23 protein-coding genes are annotated in these 19,612 nt (G+C 42.0%); 4 read left to right on the plus strand and 19 right to left on the minus strand.

Annotated features, from left to right (window positions below; translation table 11 throughout):
• Positions 1–43 precede the first annotated feature (43 nt).
• The 9 genes from GKC25_RS10405 to GKC25_RS10445 form a co-directional block, all read right to left on the minus strand.
• Positions 44–766, minus strand: coding sequence for a GntR family transcriptional regulator (locus GKC25_RS10405; RefSeq protein ID WP_034661205.1), 723 nt, complete (start codon positions 764–766; stop codon positions 44–46).
• A gap of 153 nt (positions 767–919) precedes the next feature.
• A complete protein-coding gene (locus GKC25_RS10410) occupies positions 920–2,326 on the minus strand; it encodes a glycoside hydrolase family 1 protein (protein WP_034661206.1) in 1,407 nt (468 codons plus the stop codon).
• Positions 2,310–3,656, minus strand: a complete 1,347-nt coding sequence (gene celB, locus GKC25_RS10415) for a PTS cellobiose transporter subunit IIC (protein WP_034661207.1) — start codon at positions 3,654–3,656, stop codon at positions 2,310–2,312. The genes GKC25_RS10410 and celB overlap by 17 nt, the downstream gene beginning before the upstream one ends.
• Positions 3,657–3,681: 25 nt before the next feature.
• On the minus strand, positions 3,682–4,014 hold the full coding sequence (locus GKC25_RS10420) for a PTS lactose/cellobiose transporter subunit IIA (protein WP_034661208.1): 333 nt from the start codon (positions 4,012–4,014) through the stop codon (positions 3,682–3,684).
• A gap of 3 nt (positions 4,015–4,017) precedes the next feature.
• Positions 4,018–4,329: a PTS sugar transporter subunit IIB gene (locus GKC25_RS10425; RefSeq protein ID WP_003215713.1), complete on the minus strand. Its 312-nt coding sequence runs from the start codon at positions 4,327–4,329 to the stop codon at positions 4,018–4,020.
• 143 nt (positions 4,330–4,472) lie between these two features.
• Positions 4,473–5,258 carry an SDR family oxidoreductase gene (locus GKC25_RS10430; RefSeq protein WP_034661209.1) on the minus strand — a complete coding sequence of 262 codons (786 nt, stop codon included), beginning with the start codon at positions 5,256–5,258 and terminating at the stop codon, positions 4,473–4,475.
• 12 nt (positions 5,259–5,270) lie between these two features.
• Positions 5,271–6,119, minus strand: coding sequence for a GRP family sugar transporter (locus GKC25_RS10435; protein ID WP_034661991.1), 849 nt, complete (start codon positions 6,117–6,119; stop codon positions 5,271–5,273).
• A 122-nt stretch (positions 6,120–6,241) separates the two neighbouring features.
• Entirely contained in the window at positions 6,242–7,651 is a 1,410-nt protein-coding gene (gene gndA, locus GKC25_RS10440; protein ID WP_187703959.1) for an NADP-dependent phosphogluconate dehydrogenase, read from the minus strand.
• A gap of 98 nt (positions 7,652–7,749) precedes the next feature.
• Entirely contained in the window at positions 7,750–9,006 is a 1,257-nt protein-coding gene (locus GKC25_RS10445; RefSeq protein WP_034661211.1) for a DNA polymerase IV, read from the minus strand.
• A 106-nt stretch (positions 9,007–9,112) separates the two neighbouring features.
• Here GKC25_RS10445 and GKC25_RS10450 point away from each other — a divergent pair, with 106 nt between their 5' ends.
• Both GKC25_RS10450 and GKC25_RS10455 read left to right on the plus strand, forming a co-directional pair.
• A complete protein-coding gene (locus GKC25_RS10450; protein ID WP_034661212.1) occupies positions 9,113–9,394 on the plus strand; it encodes a hypothetical protein in 282 nt (93 codons plus the stop codon).
• A gap of 27 nt (positions 9,395–9,421) precedes the next feature.
• The gene (locus GKC25_RS10455) at positions 9,422–10,240 is read left to right on the plus strand and encodes a membrane protein insertase YidC (RefSeq protein WP_095285371.1); all 819 of its coding nucleotides are present in this window, start codon (positions 9,422–9,424) and stop codon (positions 10,238–10,240) included.
• A gap of 36 nt (positions 10,241–10,276) precedes the next feature.
• Here GKC25_RS10455 and GKC25_RS10460 read toward each other — a convergent pair whose 3' ends face one another.
• Genes GKC25_RS10460 through mce form a run of 4 tightly spaced genes read right to left on the minus strand, consistent with a single transcriptional unit; the run spans position 10,277 to position 13,772 of the window.
• On the minus strand, positions 10,277–10,741 hold the full coding sequence (locus GKC25_RS10460; RefSeq protein WP_034661215.1) for a chemotaxis protein CheW: 465 nt from the start codon (positions 10,739–10,741) through the stop codon (positions 10,277–10,279).
• A 14-nt stretch (positions 10,742–10,755) separates the two neighbouring features.
• Complete coding sequence (locus GKC25_RS10465; protein WP_034661216.1) at positions 10,756–11,877, minus strand: M20/M25/M40 family metallo-hydrolase; 1,122 nt, start codon at positions 11,875–11,877, stop codon at positions 10,756–10,758.
• Between the two features lie 16 nt (positions 11,878–11,893).
• Complete coding sequence (locus tag GKC25_RS10470) at positions 11,894–13,363, minus strand: acyl-CoA carboxylase subunit beta (RefSeq protein ID WP_034661217.1); 1,470 nt, start codon at positions 13,361–13,363, stop codon at positions 11,894–11,896.
• Complete coding sequence (mce, locus tag GKC25_RS10475; RefSeq protein WP_034661218.1) at positions 13,350–13,772, minus strand: methylmalonyl-CoA epimerase; 423 nt, start codon at positions 13,770–13,772, stop codon at positions 13,350–13,352. Before mce ends, GKC25_RS10470 begins: the two co-directional genes overlap by 14 nt.
• A 102-nt stretch (positions 13,773–13,874) precedes the next feature.
• Between mce and prli42 the strand changes: the two genes are divergently transcribed.
• Complete coding sequence (gene prli42, locus GKC25_RS10480) at positions 13,875–13,967, plus strand: stressosome-associated protein Prli42 (RefSeq protein WP_149865350.1); 93 nt, start codon at positions 13,875–13,877, stop codon at positions 13,965–13,967.
• A 38-nt stretch (positions 13,968–14,005) separates the two neighbouring features.
• Here prli42 and GKC25_RS10485 read toward each other — a convergent pair whose 3' ends face one another.
• The 6 genes from GKC25_RS10485 to GKC25_RS10510 form a co-directional block, all read right to left on the minus strand.
• The gene (locus GKC25_RS10485; RefSeq protein ID WP_034661220.1) at positions 14,006–14,515 is read right to left on the minus strand and encodes a L,D-transpeptidase; all 510 of its coding nucleotides are present in this window, start codon (positions 14,513–14,515) and stop codon (positions 14,006–14,008) included.
• A gap of 53 nt (positions 14,516–14,568) precedes the next feature.
• A complete protein-coding gene (locus GKC25_RS10490) occupies positions 14,569–15,522 on the minus strand; it encodes an aromatic acid exporter family protein (RefSeq protein WP_034661221.1) in 954 nt (317 codons plus the stop codon).
• Positions 15,523–15,642: 120 nt separating this feature from the next.
• The gene (locus GKC25_RS10495; protein ID WP_034661222.1) at positions 15,643–16,365 is read right to left on the minus strand and encodes an amino acid ABC transporter ATP-binding protein; all 723 of its coding nucleotides are present in this window, start codon (positions 16,363–16,365) and stop codon (positions 15,643–15,645) included.
• Positions 16,358–17,014, minus strand: a complete 657-nt coding sequence (locus tag GKC25_RS10500; RefSeq protein WP_003215691.1) for an amino acid ABC transporter permease — start codon at positions 17,012–17,014, stop codon at positions 16,358–16,360. Before GKC25_RS10500 ends, GKC25_RS10495 begins: the two co-directional genes overlap by 8 nt.
• A gap of 126 nt (positions 17,015–17,140) precedes the next feature.
• Positions 17,141–17,905 (minus strand): transporter substrate-binding domain-containing protein, encoded by a 765-nt coding sequence (locus tag GKC25_RS10505; protein ID WP_034661223.1) that lies wholly within the window; start codon positions 17,903–17,905, stop codon positions 17,141–17,143.
• Positions 17,906–18,100: 195 nt separating this feature from the next.
• A complete protein-coding gene (locus GKC25_RS10510; RefSeq protein ID WP_034661224.1) occupies positions 18,101–18,538 on the minus strand; it encodes a BrxA/BrxB family bacilliredoxin in 438 nt (145 codons plus the stop codon).
• 170 nt (positions 18,539–18,708) lie between these two features.
• Between GKC25_RS10510 and GKC25_RS10515 the strand changes: the two genes are divergently transcribed.
• Positions 18,709–19,602: a YegS/Rv2252/BmrU family lipid kinase gene (locus tag GKC25_RS10515; protein WP_095285373.1), complete on the plus strand. Its 894-nt coding sequence runs from the start codon at positions 18,709–18,711 to the stop codon at positions 19,600–19,602.
• Positions 19,603–19,612 lie beyond the last annotated feature (10 nt).

Consider the following 19,612-nt stretch of genomic DNA (forward strand, 5'->3'; position numbering starts at 1 on the left):
GAAATAAAAAAGAGCAGTCTCCCTCGGGGGTTCTGCTCTTTTTTTAACGTCCTGTTTTCGTAATTTCAACCGTTGAAAAGTCGAACTTATCATAGCGGTGATGACTAAAGGAGTACTCAAACGGCCGGCCTGTGTTTAAATAAGCAACCTGCTCGACTTCGAGCACAGGATCCGTTGGATCACAGCCTAAATATTGCTGGTCCAGCTCATCTGATTTAGCCGCTCTAATTTTCTTGTGCGCTCCTGCCACTTTTAAATGGAGTTCATTTGATATGTAGCCATAGATCGATCCCAATAAAACCTCTTCATCTATGCCCTTAATGACATTGACCGGCATAAACGTTTTTTCTAATACATATGGCTCCTCATCCACAAGGCGGAGCCGGATGATGTCATAAACGGGTGTGGTTAAGTCAATAGATAGGTGGGCTGCCACTTCTTCGCTTGGAAAATGGACATCAAAGCGAATGATTTGGCTCGTGACGTTTTTGTCCGCCATGACTTTCGTGAATCCTTTATTTTCATGACCAGATACATTGATAGCCCCTTGGTTTAGCGCTGCCTTCACAATAAATGTGCCGTGTCCTCTTTTTCTAAAGAGCAGACCTTCTGCTACGAGAAGATCGAGCGCACGCTTCATTGTCATTCGGCTGCATTGAAATTCAGCGGCAAGCGAGTTCTCATCTGGAATGGGTTGATCTTCTGGATAATATGCTGTTCCTATTCGTTTTCTGATTTCTTCTGAAATGAGTTCGTACTTTTTCATCTCACACCACCAACTGACTTGTTTTTTCATAGCTTCCTCTCATTCTACACTAAGCCTAGTGAGCTTAAAAGGTACCAGCCATTTTTGTTTCATCCACCTACCGTCACATAAGAAAAATACTTGCCCTTTTCAAGGAAAGAGCAAGTATCTTGATTAAAAACCGTTATTCTCTGATACCGATTGAAACCAGTATCCGCTTTTCTTGATGGTTCGTTTCCCGTCTTCTTGAAGATCAACTGAGACAAATCCATAACGATTTTTATAGGCATTCGACCATGACCAGTTATCCATAAACGTCCACAGATGATAGCCTTTTACATTACTTCCTTCTTGAATGGCTTGATGCACCCATTTGAGATGCTCAGAAATAAAGTCAATGCGGTAATCGTCATGAATCATTCCTTCTTCATCCTTAAACCGCTCTTCTCCTTCGACACCCATTCCATTTTCAGAAATAAAGCATTCAATATTATCATAGTCTGTTTGAACTTTTTTCAATATATCATAAATACCTTTTTCATAGATTTCCCAGCCTCGATACACATTCATTTTTCTTCCCGGCATTTCAAACGCATCAAAATAATGATTTGGCATAAATGGTGCTTTCGGATGCGGCATATGCTCTTTTGCTTTTACTCTTCTTGGCTGATAATAGTTGATCCCAAGGAGGTCGACGGTATTCTCTTGAATGAGCTCAAGGTCTCCTTCTTCAATACTTGGCATAAAGCCTTCTTTCTTTAAGACCTCTACTAGTTTTTCTGGGAATTGTCCCTTCACCGCAGGATCTAGGAAGGAACGGTTAAAGAAAGCATCAGCCATCTCTGCTGCTTCTACATCGCACGGATTCTGGCTTCTCGGATAAGATGGGGTTAGATTTAGGATGATGCCGATCTTCCCGCCTTGCTGCAGCTTTTTATAAGCCGCAATCGCCTTAGCATTTGATAAAAGTTCATGAAAACCGACCTGTACAGCCTTTTGGAAATCGACTTCGTTTGGATAATGAAAGCTATACATATACCCGCCCTCTACAGGAACTATCGGTTCATTATGGGTAAACCATTTTTTCACCCGGTCGCCAAATAATTGAAAGCACAATTCCGCATAGCTGACATAATCATCTACTACCTGTCTGTTCACCCATCCGCCTTTTTCCTGCAGCGCCATTGGCATATCGAAATGGTACAGGTTCACAAACGGCTCAATATCATGTGCAATCAGTTCATTGATCACATCATTGTAAAAAGATACTGCTTCTTCATTGACCACACCTTTCCCTTCAGGTAAAAGACGTGACCATGAAATGGACAGCCGAAATGAATTGTGCCCAATTTCTTTCATCAGACGGATATCCTCTTTATATTTTCGATAAAATTGGGATGTCACGTTTGGGCCTACACCATCAAAAAAACGAGTCGGCTCTTGTTCAAACCAATGATCCCAAATATTCGGTCCCTTACCATCTCCAGGGACACTGCCTTCTGTTTGCGTGGCAGAGGCAGAAGATCCCCACCAGAAACCTTCTGGAAATGTATATGATTGCTTGTTATTTTCCATCGACATGTATTGAGTCTCCTTCGCCTTTGATGTTTGTTGTCTTCGTTTTTTCCGTTGGGGTTATTTTTTCATTCTTCACATTCATACGGTCAATAAACTTCAGGAACGGGAACCAAATGACAAACACAATCATCAGATTAAACAGCTGAAGCAGACCGCCCGCTAGTGAATTTGTTGCCATTATTCCGCTAATAAAGATCGGCACCGTCCATGGAATATTCACGCCTGTCGGCGGCGGTACAATGCCTGTTGCCATCGCAAAATAAGAAATACATGTAATGACCATTGGCGCCAAAATCCATGGAATGAGAATAAGTGGATTCATGACAATCGGTAAACCGAAAATAATCGGTTCATTGACGTTAAATAATCCTGGTCCTAAGCCGAGCTTTGCTACTTGTTTTAATTGCTTACTTTTCAGGAAAATTAAAATCGTAAACACAACAGCCAGCGTCATACCGGTTCCGCCCATGCCAACCGTATAGATTTCGATAAACTGCTTGCTGATGATATTCGGAACCTCACCAGTTTTTGTGTAGCTCTCTAGATTTTGAATGGACAATGTATTCCAAATCGGGTCCATGACAGAGTTGATAATAATTTGGCCGTGGAGCCCAAAGAACCAAAGAATTTGTATAAAGAAAACAGCGATCAAGGTCGGTATGATACCGCTTCCAAGTCCAACAAGCGGCGCCTGAATGGCATGATAAATCAGGTCATGCATGTTTGTTTTGAAGCCTTGTGTAATGATGATATTGATCAGTAAAAAGGTTGTGAGTGTCAAAGTAGCCGGGATCAGTGCAGCAAAAGACTTTGAAACAGCTGGCGGAACCCCTTGCGGCATATTGATGACAAATTTCTTTTGGACAAAATAACGATAAATTTCAGCAGACAAAAAGCCTGTGATCATTCCTAGGAACATCCCCTTTGCTCCTAAACGATCGACTGGGATCACACCTGCAATAGATGCACCGCCTTCTTGTTCTAGTAAAAATGGCGTCAGAAGCAAGAAAGAAGCTAAAGCAATCACGCCGCCAAATACAGCTTCCACATCATAGCTTTTCGATAAATAGTAGCCAATCCCAAATACAACAAACACGCTCATAATGCTGATGGTCGCACTTGGCGCGATATTCAGTGCAGACTGGACTCCTTCCAGTGCGGTTTGACTCATGATTTTATCTAAAAATGGCAAATTCATTAGCACAACCATAATGGAACCAAAAATGGTGAGCGGGAACGCAAGCATAAAAGCATCCCGTAATACACCTAAATAGCGGTTGTTGTTCAATCTCCCAGCAATCGGAACCAAAATGGCACTTATTTTATCAAACATTGGTTTCCCCCCTTGTTTACACCCTTTATTGTTTAAGCGATTGGAAAATCGGCAGGAGCTCTCCCACAAGCTCCTTGATCGTAATGGTGGACATTAAGTGATCTTCGGCGTGCATGAGCAATAAGGAGAAAGGTGTTTTCTCCCCGCCTGCCTCTTGCTGCACGAGTTGAAAATGGATGCCATGTGCATGACGTAAATCTTCTTCTGCTTCTTTCATGAGACTAAATGCCTCACCTTCTTGACCTTCTCGAAATTGTTTAAGAGATTGAAGCAATTTGCTGCGTGCATTTCCACTGTGTAAGATCAATTGAAAACTGACTTGTTCCTCCGTGAGCCCTTCGAGTGTTTTCTTTTCCATTCTTTACGATTCCTCCATCAATGTAACGGCTTGTTCATACGCTTTTTGTCCATCGGCAAGCCCGTACGCCTGCATATCTATGACCTCTACTGCAATCCCGTATTTTGTTGCTTCTTTTTGAAGATCCCCTTTTAAAAAGCTCATTTGCGGTCCAATTAACACAACATCCGCATTCGCCATTTCTTTTCTCGCTTGATCTTGCCCAACTGCCCAAATTTCTGCCTCGTCCCCTATTGAGTCGGCATGAGCCTTCATCTTTGTAACTAGTAAACTCGTAGACATTCCTGAACTGCATGCTAATAAAATACGTTTCATTTCTCTCACCCCATCGTTGTAATAAAAGCGCTTCCATTTAATATTATATATTTTTATTTTTAAATGTCTAGACATTTCATTTTATTTGTCTGTATTTTATATAAAAAAAGAGCGTCATGTGTGTACGCTCTTTGACTTTCTCCCTATCCTTTTCCTGCCTGAAAGCCAGGATACTTTGTCATGCCGCCGTCCACATAGAGCGTCAAGCCTGTGACATAGCTTGCCTCTTTTGACGCCAGCCAGACAGCACATGCTGCCACTTCTTCCGGCTTTCCAATATAACCAATGGGGATCAATTCAATCACGCCTTTTTTCAATGCGGGATCATCGAATTTTTCCGCATTGATCGGGGTATCGATGGCGCCTGGTGCAATGCTGTTTACACGGATTTTTTTAGGGGCGTATTCTAGTGCCAGCGTTTCTGTCAGCAGCTTGGCGCCCCCTTTACTTGCTGCATAATGGACGAAATGAGGCCAAGGGATTTGCTGGTGAACCGACGACATATTGATGATCGATCCTTCTATCCCGTGATCTGTCATATACTTCAGTGCATCACGGCAGCCGAGAAACATACCTGTTAAATTGGTCGACATTACTTTGTTCCAATTATCCAGCGTCATTTCTGTGGAAGGCACTTCGTTTTCAATACCTGCGTTATTGATCATGACATCAAGGCTGCCGTACGTATGAATGGCTTTATCAATCATTGCCCGCATATCCTCTTCCTTTGATACATCTCCCTTGATTTTCACAGCCTGGCCGCCATTTTTTTGAATATCCGCAATGGTGTCATCCGGATTTTCTTGATCTGAGAAATAATTGATCACCACATTGGCTTTTTCTTGTCCAAACCGGCGCGCCATCGCTTGCCCTATTCCTGTGCCGGCTCCTGTAATCAGGACTGTTTTTCCTTCTAAATCTGGATACATTCGTTTACCCTCCTATTTTGTAAAGCCTAGCAGCACGCCGCCTGCAATGATCATCAAGCAGCCTGCAATGACAAAGCTTGTTCTGGATGCTTTCTCTTTTAATAAGTAAATGCCGCCTAATGTTGAGATGACAATCCCTGTCTGTGACATCGAAAAACTTACGGCTACGCCAATGAGCGGAATGGCCAAAAGAAGTCCGAGATTTCCTGTCGACCAAACCAAACCGGCAATGATATTTTTAAACGTATATTTACTAAACGGGTTCTGCTTTAGACTAATCGCCAAGGATGAAAGCAGCATACCGACCGATTGCGGAACGAGGGCAGACCACCCATCAATATGAAACCATCTTAAAATGACGACATATCCGACATAGCCAACCGTTGAGATGAGCAGAATAATGATCCCTTTTTTGAAATTGCCTCCACCGTTCCCGCCGCCATTCTTCTTTTGACCGAGCGATGTCATCACAACACCTGCAATAATCAGTAAAATGGCGCAAGAACCAATGAGTATGACCGTCATCGTTTGCCATTCTTTAAAAACCATGACACCAAATAAAGTAGTGCTCACAAGCTGCATGCCTGTTGACAAAGGAACCGCCTTCGAGACTCCGAGAAACGCAACACTTGAAAGCTGATTCATTTGTCCAATGCTCCAAAAGATGCCTGAAATCACAGAAACCGCAAAAATAAGCGGTGTCAGCTCTGGCATTTTGATGAAGAAGGCTGCAATTGAAAATAAAAATGCGCCAAGCGTAATGCCGAGCGTTTGCTGGTATGCATTCCCGCCAAGTTTGACACTGATCAGAACAATACTTCCCCAAAATATTGCTGGGAGAAGTGCATATAAGATGCCCACTTCTATCCCTACTTTCTTTTCTTTTTTACATAGCATCCCTCTTTTTCGCATTTTTAGCCGAAAAGATGCAAACACAAAAAAACCTTACCAATCCAATGGTAAGGTTTTTCTGACGTTCTATTTTATTTCATCCATTCCGTATGGAAGACGCCTTCTTTATCTGTGCGCTCATACGTATGTGCACCGAAATAGTCACGCTGCGCTTGAATTAAGTTCGCTGGCAGGACAGCTGTGCGATAGCTATCAAAGTAAGCAAGTGCACTTGAGAATGAAGGAACAGGAACTCCTTGCTCCACTGCAAGTGAAATGACTTTACGAAGTGATGATTGATAGCTTTGAGCAATATCCTTAAAGTAAGGATCAAGCAATAGGTTTTTCAGTTCAGGGTTACGGTCATATGCTTCTTTAATTTGTTGTAAGAAGGCTGCACGAATGATACATCCACCGCGGAAGATCATCGCAATTTCACCGTATTTTAAATCCCAGTTATATTCATCAGATGCTGCTTTCATTTGCGCAAAACCTTGAGCATACGAGCAGATTTTACTCATGAATAGGGCTTTTCTAACAGCTTCGATCAGCTCTTGTTTATTCTCTGCTGATTGCGCTGGCTTAGGACCTTCGATTAATTGGCTTGCTTCTACACGCTCACCTTTCATTGCTGAAATATAGCGCGCAAAAACAGACTCAGTAATGATTGGAAGCGGGACACCTAGATCAAGAGAACTTTGGCTCGTCCATTTTCCAGTTCCTTTTTGACCAGCTTTATCTAAGATGACATCCACAAGCGGCTGGTTTGTTTCTTCATCCACTTTTGTGAAAATATCCGCTGTAATTTCGATTAAATAGCTGTCAAGCTCGCCTTTATTCCACTCTGAGAATACTTCATGAAGCTCCTCTGCTGACAAGCCAGCCACATGCTTCAAGATAAAGTATGATTCAGAGATCAATTGCATGTCTCCGTACTCGATGCCGTTATGGACCATTTTGACATAATGTCCTGCTCCATCTGGGCCGATATACGTTGTACATGGCTCGCCATCTACTTTCGCAGAGATCGCTTCTAAAATTGGTTTCACTAGCTCATGCGCTTCTTTTTGACCGCCTGGCATGATAGATGGACCTTTTAGTGCACCTTCTTCACCGCCAGAAACACCTGTACCAATGAAGTGGATACCACTTTCCGCAAGCTCTTGATTACGTCTTTGCGTATCCTTGTAATATGTATTTCCACCATCAATTAAGATGTCACCTTTCTCTAGGTGAGGAAGTAATGATTGAATGGTTGCATCCGTTGCTGCACCAGCTTTTACCATTAAAAGAATTTTACGCGGTGTTTCAAGCGACTGAACAAATTCTTCAATGCTGTATGTGCCTACAACGTTTTTTCCTTTTGATTCTTCGAGAAACTCTTCTGTTTTGCTGCTAGATCTGTTATAAACGGACACGGAGAAACCGCGGCTTTCAATATTAAGGGCAAGGTTTTTCCCCATAACGGCTAGTCCAACCACACCGATTTGTTGTTTTGACATAATTCTGACGTCCCTTCTAACACACTATATTGATTACTGCTAAAATGATGTACCCTTTGAAATTACCACAACACCACCTCTTTTATCAAGTTTTCAGGCTAGTCATTTCCTTTTTCGTCCTGAAAAAAGTCTTTATTAAAACTTGTTCCGCTTGTTTTGCTCTCTTTTTCCTTGATGGTCATTCCTCTTTGAACGAGTGATTTGCCATATTTTTCTTTCAGCCCTTCTAAAACGGTTTGGAGAGGCTCTTCTTTTGCATCTTCTGTATAGGAAAATAAATCAAGCTGTTTAACAGCTGCTTTTCGTTCTACAAGGTCTGTCCCCGTCACACCTAAGAGCCTCACGGGCTGGTCATTCCAATGTTTAAGGAATAACTGCTTTGCTGCCTCAAATAAGTCTTCCTTTCGATCCGTTGGATTCGTGAGTGTGACACTTCGCGTGATATTTTTCCAGCTTGCGTACCGTATCATGATGAGAAGCCGATTTGCCATCACTTCTTTTCTCCTTAATCTTGCACTCACAGATTGTGACAGCTTATCAATTAACGTGACAAGTTCATCTGGATCGTCAGAATCATGAGGAAGGGTTGACGAATTACCGACAGATTTAAATTCGTATATCCTTTCTGGGTCCACGATACCGTCATGTTCACCATTCGCCTTTTGTTTTAATCTCGGTCCATTGATGCCCAGTAATTCCTTTAGCGTATACTCATTTGCTTTCGCTAAATCTTCAATGGTATGAATGCCAATCGTTTTCAATTTATCTGCCGTTTTCTGTCCAACTCCGTGCATGTCACCCGCTGGCAGCGGCCAGAGCATTTGGGGCACATCTCGTTTACGTAAAATGGTGATGCCCATTGGTTTTTTCCAATTAGACGCCATTTTCGCTAAAAATTTATTCGGTGCAATGCCAATACTTGAAGGAAGCATGAGCTCCTCTACAAGCCTCGTTTGAATATCATGAGCCGTTTTCACCGCGTGCTCGGCATAGGGCGTATGCGTTAAATCAATATAGCCCTCATCAATGGATACGGGTTCGACTAAATCGCTGTATTCTCTTAGTATCGTAAACATCTCTTGTGAGGAGCTGCGGTACCGGTCAAAGTTTGGTGTACGGACAATCAGCCCCGGACAAAGCCGCTTCGCTTCCCATAACGGCATCGGGGGCTTTACACCTAGTGCTCTTGCCTCGTAGCTGCACGTCACAACAATCCCTTTACGCTCTTTCGCATTTCCGCTAATGGCTAAAGGTTTCCCTCTCAAAGAAGGATCATACGCCATTTCGACAGATGCATAAAAACTATTCATATCAATATGAAAAATAATTCGACCCTTCCTTTGAGAATCACCCATTTGCCTGCCTCCTACATTTATTGACTCTTGTTACTTCATGTTTGTTCCAATAGACATTTCATATAGTGTATAGTACACTGTGAGTAATGAAATGGATGTGATAATCATGATTATTGATACATTCAATGAAGTCTTTTTCCTTGTTGAATTCTTTACGATTATTCTTCCAGCGCTGACGGCTATCGGCATTGCGTTTTTATTAAAAGACTGCCGTATGAACGAACACCTCGGTGGACATCGTTTGGAAGAGTTTGACGCATCTTTATTGAACCGAACAGACTTTCTGTTTATCATATATGATCGCATTACAACTTGGATTAGTAAAGTCATTCGAATGAAACGATCATCAAATGATGATGAAGACCATTCGCTTCCTCTCTCTAATTAATTTTTTAAAAAATGAGGAGGAAACGAATTGAAACGTTTATTGACGATTTGTACGACTTTATGTTTAATGATGATTGCCTCACCTGCTTTTGCAGCGAGTGGGCAAACGAATGCGAGCTCTGATGGGTTTTTCCATCACTATTTTGTCCAGCCTTTTTCGGAGCTGATCATTTGGCTTGCGAACTTCTTCCATGATGATTATGGTTTATCGATTATGTTCGTGACCTTGATAGTCCGCCTGCTGATTTTCCCTCTTTTTGCGAACCAATTTAAGAAACAAAGAGTCATGCAGGAGAAAATGGCACTGGTGAAGCCTCAAATTGACCAAATTCAAAGCAAATTGAAGAAAACGAAAGAACCTGAAAAACAAAAAGAACTACAAATGGAAATGATGAAAGTATACAAAGAGAACAATGTGAACCCGCTGGCAATGGGCTGTCTGCCTATGCTGATTCAAATTCCAATTGTTCTTGGCTTTTACTCAGCGATCCGCTCAACACCTGAGATCGCAACACATTCGTTCCTATGGTTTAACTTAGGACAAACCGATCTATTGGTCGCGATCTTTGCAGGCGCCATGTATTTCTTGCAATTTTATGTTACGCAAAGATTTGCGAAGCAATCAGGCACCCAGACAGAAGCTGCGCTGAAGCAAGCCAAAGTCATGGGCATGATTTTCCCAATCATGATGCTGTTTATTTCAATCAATGCACCCGCTGCCCTTCCTTTATACTGGATGACAAGCGGATTACTACTCACAATCCAAACAATTATTTTGAATGTCATGTACCAAAAATCAAAAACGAAAGCTGAGGCAAACAACCAAGCTAGCCCAGCTGCTGAATAAAAATAATCCCCTTATCATCAGATAGGGGGATTTTCTTTATGCCAACTCTTCTTTTAACCGCTCTGGCAGTTGATCGAGGTCATCAATTCTCCCAAGGAACTTATTAGGGTCCACTTGTAAAATCATCTTGTTCTCTCTCTCCACAACGCCGAAGAAATATTCGGAGGCTTTCGTGTTCATATGAAATGGCTTGATCTCGCTTAGCTCGATATCGATAATATCTTTTGCATCTGAGACAAGACAGCCAATCATTTGATCGTTTAATTCAAATAGCAACACCTTGGACTGTTCGTTCACATCAAGAGGCTTTCCGTGAAGCATCACGCCTGTGTCACTGACAGGGATGACTTCTCCTCTTAATGACATCAGTCCTTTAATTTCTTTTGGAAGGTTCGATACTTCTTGTAAATAAGGGACCTTCTCAATCGAACGAATATGCTCTACACTGATGCCAAAATCCTCTTGCCCCACTTGGAAAATAATGATCTTTTGCGTGCTCACAGAGTCTCCTGCCTTTACGATGGATTTGTCGTTTCTTCGATAATGGCGAGAACCATTTCAGCTGTTTTGACTAATTCTTCAATCGGCATTTTCTCATTTTTCGTATGAATATCTTCATATCCAACAGCTAGGTTGACAGTTGGGACGCCGTTTCCTGCAATGACGTTTGCATCACTGCCTCCGCCGCTCGTCTGTAGTTCTGATGGACGGCCAATTTTCGCAGCCGCTTTTTTCGCCACTTCTACGACTTGATCGCCGTGAGAGAATTTGAAGCCTGGATACATGATGTCAATTTGTACATCGGCACTTCCGCCCATTTCTTTAGCGGTTTTTTCAAAGGCTTCTTTCATCTTCGCTACTTGTGCTTCCATTTTTGCAGGTTCTAAAGAGCGTGCTTCAGCAAGGATATCGACTTGATCGCACACAATATTCGTTTGCGTTCCACCTTCAAAACGCCCGATATTCGCCGTTGTTTCTTCATCAATTCGGCCAAGCGGCATGCTGGCAATGGCTTTTGATGCAATGGTAATCGCAGACACGCCTTTTTCAGGTGCCACACCTGCGTGAGCTGTTTTTCCGTAAATGGTTGCGCGTACTTTCGCCTGTGTTGGCGCAGCTACGATAATTGTCCCGACCTTGCCATCTGAATCTAGGGCATAGCCGTATGCTGCTGTCATCAATTTTGGATCTAACGCTTTTGCTCCAACAAGTCCTGATTCCTCACCTGCTGTGATGACAAATTCAATCGTTCCATGCGGTAAATTCTTCTCTTTCAGCACGCGGATGGCTTCAAACATAGCCGCAAGCCCTGTTTTATCGTCAGCACCAAGAATGGTTGTTCCATCTGTCTTCACATAGCCGTCTTCAATGACTGGTTTTACGCCATTGCCGGGAACAACTGTGTCCATATGAGAAGTGAAATAGATAGTATCAGCCTCTTGATTGCCTTCCAGTGTACAGATGAGGTTGCCTGCACCGTGGCCAGTTTTCGCTTTTGAGTCGTCTTCCACCACTTTAAGACCAAGCTGCGAGAATTTTTCTTTTAAGACTTCCACAATTTTCTCTTCGTGTTTTGTTTCCGAATCGATCTGAACCAGTTCTAAAAATTCGTCTAGTAAACGTTTTTCATTGATCATGATGATGCTCCTCCTCTTATAGCGGCATGTTGCCATGCTTTTTTAACGGTCTATCTTCTTCCTTCCTGCGAAGCAAATCAAATGAGCGAATCAATCGCTCTCTCGTTTCAGCCGGCATGATAATATCGTCTATCAGCCCTGCCTGAGCCGCTTTTAATACACTTGGCTCCGTCTCAACCTCGCGCGAAGCAGGATGAACGATTTCGTCTGCGAACGTTTTCCCCATGACATCAATTTCTGCCGCTGGCCATGCATAAACAAAGTCAGCGCCTAAGCCCTTGCTATTCATCGCGACATATGCACCGCCAAACGCCTTTCTTAAAATCACCGTGATTTTTGGAACGGTCGCTTCAGCGTACGCATATAAAAGCTTTGCGCCGTGACGGATAATTCCCGCATGCTCGGCTTTCTCCCCTGGTAAAAAACCAGGGACGTCGACAAGCGTTAAGATCGGAATATGAAACGCATCGCAAAATCGAATAAACCTGGCCGCTTTATCGGCAGCGTCAAGGTCAAGGCTTCCTGCCAGCACCTTTGGCTGATTGGCAACTACACCAATTGGAGCCCCTTTTAATCTGGCAAACCCTGTGACGATATTTTTTGAGAAACAAGGCTGGGTCTCAAAGAATGAGCCTGGATCGATGATCGCTGTCACCACTTGTTTGACATCATAGGTGCGTGATGGATCCTTTGGCAAGATTTTGCCTGGATCAACGGCGTCATGCTTTTGCACTTCAGTGTGCATGTCAGGCTGTTTAGTCGTTGGTATGTACGTTAAAAGTGTTCGAACCGCCTTTAACACGTCCTGCTCATCTTTCCCAGTATAGTGCACATTCCCGCTTGTCTGATGCTGAACACTTGCACCGCCAAGACGGTCAGGACAGACCGTTTCTCCTGTTGCCTTTTCTATTACTTTCGGACCTGTTAAAAACATATGAGCTGTTTGTTCTGTCATGAAGACAAAATCAGTCAAAGCAGGAGAATAGACTGCACCTCCAGCACATGAGCCTAAAATAACGGATATTTGCGGGATTTGACCAGAGTACAGCACATTCCGTTTAAAAATCTGTCCGTATCCTTCTAATGATACCACACCCTCTTGAATTCTCGCACCACCTGAGTCTTTTAGACCGATGACCGGCATCTGATTTTTAGCAGCGAGATCCATTAGAGAAGCAATTTTTTTGGCATGTATTTCGCCTAAAGAGCCCCCATGCACTGTTGCATCTTGTGCATAAACACATACTGGCTTTCCATGAATAAGTCCCGTTCCAATGACGACGCCATCACCGACATGCTCTGACATGCGGCCTGTTGCAAACCTCTGAATTTCCATGAAACTGCCCACGTCAAGAAGTTCATGCAGCCGCTGGCGAACCGATAGCTTTCCTTTGTTTCTGTGTGCGGCTGCTCGTTTTTCACCGCCGCCCATTAACGCTTTTTCCCGCCATTTAGACAAGTCATTGAACGATTCATTCATTGCCATGTTTTTCTCCTTTCAAGGGCTCGCACAATTCGAATAACACACCAGATGTTTCTTTAGGTGAAATAAATGCAATCTGCTTGCCGCTTGCGCCCTTCTGTGCTGATTTTTGGAGAAGCTGCACGCCAAGGTGATCAAGATGGTTAAGATCTGCATGAATGTCACCTGACTTTAACGCAATATGATGGAGCCCCTCTCCTCTTTTTGTTAAAAAGGTATGTAGTTTACTGCTGTCTGACATTGGTTCAATTAATTCAATGTGCACATGATCAAGTGAAGCGAAGGACGCTTTAATCTCCTGCTCAGGAACCTCTTGTATGTCTGAAAAATGCCAGTTAAACAGCTGATGAAGGAGTTGAGATGTTTGTTTAATAGAAAAGACCGCAATGGCAATATGATCGATTTGATTCATCCGTTCACTTCCTTTGTTGATCACTTGTCGCATTTGAAAAAACCAGCTAGAATAAAGAAAGGTGCGTTCGTCGCAAAAAATCTTCGGTTATAGGGGTGCGATATGTCTCAGAAATTTATGAAATTCATGGTATTGCTCATGATTAGCCTGCTGTTAATTTCTTCACTTTTAGCAGGAGCAGCAACCTTTTTATAAGGTTTCAATAAAAGCAGACAAGCAGGTGATTCGTTCAATCAACGAATGGCCTGTTTGTCTTTGGCAAGCTTTTCAAATGAATCGCTTGATGTTGTAATCCATACTTTTGTTCCAATCGGAAGCTGGTCAAATAGAAGCTCTACATCTTGATTATGAAGTCTCACACAGCCTGCCGTGATAAATTTCCCAATCGATGTTTCGTCACTCGTCCCATGAATTCCGTACGTTCTGCCATCTGTTCCTCGTGCATCAAATCCAATCCACCTTCGGCCAAGAGGGTTATTCTTCGCACCGCCTTCAATATTCTTTTTTCTGTAATAGGGATCTTTCGCTTTGATCATAATGGTAAATTCCCCTTCTGGTGTTAAATCGGCTGTTTTCCCTGTAGAAGCAGGATATATTTTTTGGATTTGTCCTTGATCAATATAGGCAAGTTCATTTGTTTGTTTATTAATAATGACATACGGGTCTCCTGGAAGCGGGTTTTGTCCGAGCGGCCAGATAGGTGAAAGGGACATGGTCAATACGGTATAAAATAAAAGACGCATAGGCTCCTCCTTTTTTCATTAGATTGACCAATGAAGGAGGAACTCATGCGTCTCTATTCTTTCATCCCTTTAAAATAGCTTTTCAGTACTAAATATTGTTCCATTTCTCCGAGGAAATGAAAAAGTGCAGCTCTTGCCTCAAACTCTTCTCGTGTTTGCGGCAGCGGAAGCTTATCGAACTCTTCTTTCATATCAATGAGACGTCTTAAAAACTTATGCGCCGTGTTCCCTGGGTGAATATGTTCGCGTAAGTCTCTGACGTATTCGGCAATCATTTGCCCATGCTCTGTTGTAATGGAAATGGACGTGATTTTCGGAAGCACCCGCTCAATGATTTCGAATTGCTTTTGCCTCATATTAAAATAATGATAATACAGGTTTTCATGTCTTAGGACATGGTTTTCAACATCACGATATGCGAGAGCTTTCGCTTCTTTGATCAATTGATGTGTCTCTGGTATTTCTTTTCCTGTCCAGTCTTGTTTCCCTGTCATTAAGTATTGCTCGATTTCCTCAAAGATTTTTGCAAAGTTGGCTTCAATCTGTTCGCTGTAGCGTTTGAGCTTTTTATCGACACTTGGCATATACAAGTTCATGATAAGTGCTACGCCAACACCAATTGTTATCAGCAGTAGCTCATTCCAGATGAGGTGAAGGGTAATCCCGCCGGACATGTATAAATGGAGAATGATGACTGAACTTGTGACAATCCCTTCTTTAATGCGGAGCAAAACGGTTGTCGGAATAAAGACAAGCAGCATCAGACCAATCACAAAAGGATGATACCCAATCAGATCGAAAAATAGATAAGAAAATAAAATGGCAAGACTGCAAGCTGCAAAGCGGGCGCCTGATGCGAGGAGCGACCGTTTCTTCGTCACCTGAATACACAGGATCGTAATAATCCCGGCAGCGGAATAATTTTGAAGTCCGAGCAGTTGTGCAATATAAATGGCGATCGCTGTTCCTAGTGCTGTTTTCAGCGTTCGGTAGCCGATTTTAAACATGATGTGATTCACTCTTTTCTGTCTTGTTTCCATTCACTTTTGTGAAATGATGAACTTTTTTTACTTTCCCCATTATAATCAAAAAAAGAAGGAGATGTTAAGTCGCCTTCTCTTTTTTCTTTATAATATTTTTTGTAAGAAGTCTTGCGCACGCTGTGACGACGGCGATTCAAAGAATTGCACAGGGTTTGCATCCTCTACAATTTTCCCATCATCCATAAAGATCACGCGGTCAGCCACTTCTTTTGCAAAGCCCATTTCATGTGTGACGATCACAAGTGTCATTCCAGATTGAGCAAGCTCTTTCATGACCTCTAGGACTTCCTTGACCATTTCTGGATCTAGTGCAGAAGTTGGTTCGTCAAACAGCATGATGTCTGGAGTCATCGCAAGCGCACGTGCAATTGCCACACGCTGCTTTTGACCGCCTGACAAACGGTTCGGAAAATCATCTTTTTTCTCTAAAAGCCCTACCTTTTTCAGCAGATCTTCAGCTTGTTTGATGCTGTCTTCCTTCGATTGATTCTTCACATTCATTGGCGCATACGTGATATTTTCCAGCACGGTTTTATGCGGGAACAGGTGGAAATGCTGAAACACCATTCCGATGTTCTCACGCACTTTGAGTGCATTGGTTTTTGGGTTTGTGATTTCGGTATCCTGAATTGTAATGACACCAGAAGTCGGCTTTTCAAGCAAGTTGATGCAGCGAAGAAACGTCGATTTTCCTGAACCAGATGGTCCAATGACTGCCACAACTTCCCCTTCTTTAATGGTGGTGTCGATCCCTTTTAATACTTCATTTTTGCCAAAAGATTTTGTGAGTTTCTCTATGTTAATCATTTGATTTTAACTTCCTTTCCACCGATTTGCCGACAAAGGTGAGAACAAGCACGATGACATAATAGATGAGACCTGCAAAAATAAGCGGTTCAAGATAATTATACGTGACGGCACCTGCTTGGTAAGCTCGTCTCATGACATCTCCCAGTCCAATGACTGTCACAATAGCTGATTCTTTTGTCAGTGTAATCGTTTCGTTCACAAGTGCAGGTGAAATATTTTTAAATGCCTGCGGAAGCAATAAGTCCTTCATCATTTTAGCATAAGGGATGCCTAAAGCAACGGCTGCTTCTTTTTGACCTTTATCAATCGCATTAATACCAGCACGAATAATTTCAGATACGTATGCCGCAGAGTTTAGTGAAAATGCGGCTACAGCAGCCCAGTATTGATCGATTTGAAACCCGAGAAGCTGAGGCAGACCAAAATAAATAATGAGCAATTGAAGCACAAGCGGTGTGCCTCGGAAGATGGATGTATAAAAATCTGCAAGCCAAATGAGCGGCTTAAATACACTAATTTTGCAAAGCGTTAATAAAATCCCTAAGATAAATCCAAGAAAAAGTGATACCACAACAATAGAAAGTGTGACCTTAAGCCCTTCTAAAATAAAGGGCATCTGAGGTATTACATCTTTAAAATCTAACATGACAGTCTCCTTTTTTATGCCTTCATACGAAATCAAAAAATAAAACAGGAAAAAAGTTCAACATAAGTTGAACTTTTCAGCGCTTTCTACTGAATTTTCATGAATGACGCTGATCCTTTTCCTGACTTATTTTTCATCACCAAACCATTTTTTAATTAATTTATCAAGTTCGCCATTGTCTTGCATTTCTTTTAATGATTGATTAAATTTAGCTGTTAAGTCGCTATTTTTCTTGAATGCAATGGCTGAACCTTCGTTTGAACTATTCAATCCAAATGCTTGGAAGTCTTTTTCTTTTTTCAAATAACCAGCAGCTACTTTATCTTCAATAATGGCTGCATCAAAACGACCTGCTTTGATTTCTTGAATGATATCAGAGATTTTATTACGGTCTTCCACTTTTAAGTTATATTTCTTTTGCAAACCGTTTGCTTCATCCTGCTGGATTGAACCTAATTGAACGCCGACTGTTTTATCTTTTAAGTCTTTCTCTGTTTTCATTCCGCTAGATTTCTTTGAGACAACTAAGTTTTTAGCATTGTAATAAACATCAGAGAAATCTAATTGTTTTTTTCGTTTTTCTGTAGGGGTCATGCCTGCAAGGACGATATCAGCTTTATTTGTTTTAAGCGCTGATACAAGGCTTGCAAAATCCATATCTTGAATTTCTAGCTTGTAGCCGTTCTTTTTCGCTAGTGCTGTTGCAAGATCGACATCAAAACCGACAATTTCATCTCCGTCTTTTGATTCAAATGGCGGATAATCTGCTGATGTCGCCATAACGAGTGTTTTGTCATCTCCTGATGCGTTTGAATTATTAGAAGAAGTTCCGCAAGCTGCGAGTGCAGCTGCAAGACCAGCTGTCATAAGTAATAATAACCACTTTTTCATAAGATAATGCCTCCCAGTATTTAAAATCATGTATTGTTTTGAATATTTATTCACTATAATGTATTTTAAACACTTTCTTTTTAAGATGCAATAGTATTTTGCTAAAATTATTTTGATTCAATGGTCTTATAAAACAAAAAGCAGACCGATCTAAAGACCGGACTGCTTTTTATTTCATCATTCAAACGTCACACATTAAATTTCTTCGCAATGCTCATCGAATGCAGCTTGAAGCTTTGACACGACTTCCATTGGCTCGTGTCCTTCAATTTCATGACGTTCGACCATTTTAATGATCTTTCCATCTTTTAATAATGCAAAGGATGGTGAAGATGGCGGGAAGCCTTCAAAGTATTCACGGGCTCTTGCTGTTGCCTCTTTGTCTTGTCCAGCAAACACTGTCAGCAATTGATCTGGACGCTTATCGTAATGAACAGAATAGCCTGCAGCTGGTCTTGCAATACCGCCAGCACATCCGCATACTGAATTCACCATCACAAGTGCTGTGCCTTTTTTAGACAGTGCTTCATCTACCTCTTCAGATGATGTAAGCTCAGTATAGCCTGCCTGTTTGATCTCTTCTCTCGCTTGTTTCACAATATCATTCATAAATAAATTAAAATCAATATTCATTGTCCGTCCACTCCTTTAGCATGCCAAAACCATTTTAACAACATCATATCAAGGAAAACGCCTGCGGGCAAATGTGTTGTCTTTTCATTCCCCACTTTTTCTGAACATCGTTTATACGCCGCAAAATTGGGGAAAAGTGATGATAAAGAGATGAAAGGGAGAACTGCGTGATGGCACAATTCAAAAAAGCGATGCTCATTTATAATGGAAATGCTGGACAAAAAAACATGGAAAAAATTCTCGGTCAAACAGTACCTCTTCTTTCTCTACATATTGATGAACTCATTCTTAAACCAACAAAACAGCCAAATGATGCTTATCAATTCTGTCGTGCAATTGATGAGACGATAGAATTGCTTATCATATTAGGCGGAGATGGAACCGTGCATGAATGCATGAATGGCATCGGCGGTTTAGAAAAAAGGCCGGCTGTAGCGATATTACCAGGCGGGACATGCAATGACTTTTCTCGAACGCTTGGTATTCCGCAACAAATGCAAAAAGCCGCTCAAATAATTGTAGACGGCATAGAAAAGAAGGTCGACTTAATCAAAGCAGGAGATCGATACTTGTTAAACTTTTGGGGCATCGGGCTGATTGCAGACACATCCAACAATATTAATGACAAGGAAAAAGCTGTACTCGGCAAAATCAGCTACTTCACAAGTGCCCTGCGCACCTTGCAGCAAACAGATCCTTTTCACGTACGAATTGAAACAGAGGAGGAAAGCTGGGAAGAAGAAGCCGTCATCGTTCTTGTCATGAATGGACATTTCATCGGGACAAATAAAATTGATTTGCCCAATGCAGCAATTGATGATGGGAAAGCAGAAATCTTCATTTGCAGAAATACGAGCTTCTCTGCTCTAAAAGAAATCTTTTCTATGAACCGGGAAGAACTGGAGGATTTCACCGGCGATCTCTCCCTCATTCAAGCGTCCAGTATTCGGATCCACACAAAAGAGGAAATGGATGCCGATACGGATGGCGAAGTGTACATGACAGCCCCTGCTTCTTTAGAAGTGTTAAAACAGCATTTGACCTTTATTGTTCCAGCAGAATAAAGAAAACGCC

The organism is Bacillus pumilus (assembly GCF_038738535.1).
Lineage (GTDB): Bacteria > Bacillota > Bacilli > Bacillales > Bacillaceae > Bacillus.